1 protein-coding gene is annotated in these 1,841 nt (G+C 42.7%); it reads right to left on the minus strand.

Annotated elements, in window-relative coordinates:
- Positions 1–17: 17 nt before the first annotated feature.
- A complete protein-coding gene (locus tag ACIFPW_RS22010; RefSeq protein WP_430247159.1) occupies positions 18–1,676 on the minus strand; it encodes an IS1182 family transposase in 1,659 nt (552 codons plus the stop codon).
- Positions 1,677–1,841: the final 165 nt, after the last annotated feature.

The following is a 1,841-nucleotide window of genomic DNA, read 5'->3' on the forward strand; positions in this document are numbered from 1 at the left end:
GCTGGGACATAAATAGCCTAAATTACTGAAAAAAAGGTCCCGTTCATCGGTTTTTGATGAACGGGACCTTTTTTGGCGTGTTTGTTCCTATTCTTTTTAGCTTTGTCGGTAATCTTGGCGGTGTACTTTCTCAAGTTCACCGCCATGAGCGCAAAGCCTAATTCATTTTTGACTTTTTCTTTGCCCCTAACGGACATTCGAGTAAAACCCAAATTAGCCTTCAGAAATCCAAAAACTGGTTCTACGTCAATTTTCCGTTGACCGTAGATTTTTCCCGTTTTTTCTTCTGAAAGCAGTTCTCGAATGATTTTCTTTTGCTCTTCCCATTGGGCATTATAATAGATCTTTCGATTGTTCCCTTCCTGCGCTTTGGTACACTGCGAACGAAGAGGACAATCTGAACAGTCATCACATTCATAAACCCTGAATTCCCGTGTGAAACCTCCACGATCGGTGCGATGAGAGAGGTGACGGAACATCAACTGTTGTCCGTTCGGACATATGAACGAATCCCTTTCCTCGTTGTAGGCCCAGTTGGCTGTGTTGAATTCATTCTGCTTGAAACGCTTCTTTTTCTCGGTGCGATAGGTACTGTATGTTATCAGTGGCTTGCGCTCACGATTCTTCAAAATATCCTTATAATTTTCTTCGCTTCCATAACCGGCATCGGCGACGATATAGTCAGGGAGTGTAAAAAAGTCGTTCTCGATATGGTCGAGAAAGGGACGTAATGTACGTGTATCCGTCGGGTTTGGAAAGATATCGTAAGCGAGCGTATATTGTCCTTCTGTCGCAATTTGGAGATTGTAACCAGCTTTTAATTGCCCGTTTTTCATGTGATCTTCTTTCATGCGCATGAAAGTGGCATCGTGATCAGTCTTCGAATAACTGTTGCGTTCTTCGAAAATGGCCATGTCGGTCTCGTATTTCTGTTTGCGCCCTACGATATCTTTCAACTGCTTGAGGGATTGCTTCGGCCCTTTTCGCTCGGACCGAAGTTTTTTTCGCTCGTTTACCTCTTCACTGGCGTCAATCTTCTCACTCAATTCCTCCACCTTATCTTCCAGCTTTTCTTCGATTTTTAAAAGCTCTTCAATGGAGAGTTGTTCCGGATTTTCTCGCTTGATCTCAGGAATGATTTCGTTTTCAACCAACTCATCATACATTTGGTTCGATTTTTCGATCAGACTGGCACTATACCTTTCAACAGACTTGCGCCAAACAAACGTAAATTTATTGGCGTTCGCCTCAATTTTGGTTCCATCAATAAAAATCGCTTCCTGATCAATCGCCTCTTCTTTAACCAAATGACATCGAAACTGAACGAAGCACTCGCGAAGAAGCTCCATAGCTTCGGGATGGACACGGAAGCGATTGATCGTACGGTAACTCGGTTCATAACCTTGAGACAACCACATCATGCGAACGCTATCGTAAAGAAGGGCTTCAATCTTTCTTCCTGAAAAAACCGATTGCGTGTACGCACATAGAATCACTTTCATCATCATACGTGGATGATAAGAGGGACATCCTGTATCGCGTAAAAAACGTGAGAAAGCTTCATCTGGAATCTGTTCGACCAGGTCGTGAACGGCATAGGCAATATCATTTTCTTGAAGTTTCATTCCTAAATCCATAGGTAAAATCACTTGATTCATGTTATACTCTTTAAACATAAGGGCACCTCCGATGGTTATTGTGTGGTAACTTTAATTTTATCAGATGGTGTCCTTATTTTCTTATTAAAATGAGATGAAAAACATAAAAAGAGTGGCACGGGGAAAAAAAAAACGTTTTTGTGTTGTTTCTTTTCCCCCCCCCCCCCCCCCCCCCCCCCCCCC

It is taken from the genome of Pseudalkalibacillus sp. NRS-1564, assembly GCF_050467905.1.
Taxonomy (GTDB): Bacteria; Bacillota; Bacilli; order Bacillales; family Guptibacillaceae; genus Guptibacillus; species Guptibacillus hwajinpoensis_B.

Coding starts and splice junctions, on each gene's coding strand:
- ACIFPW_RS22010 (WP_430247159.1), bottom strand. CDS start 1,676: ATGTTTAAAGAGTATAACATGAATCAAGTGATTTTACCTATGGATTTA.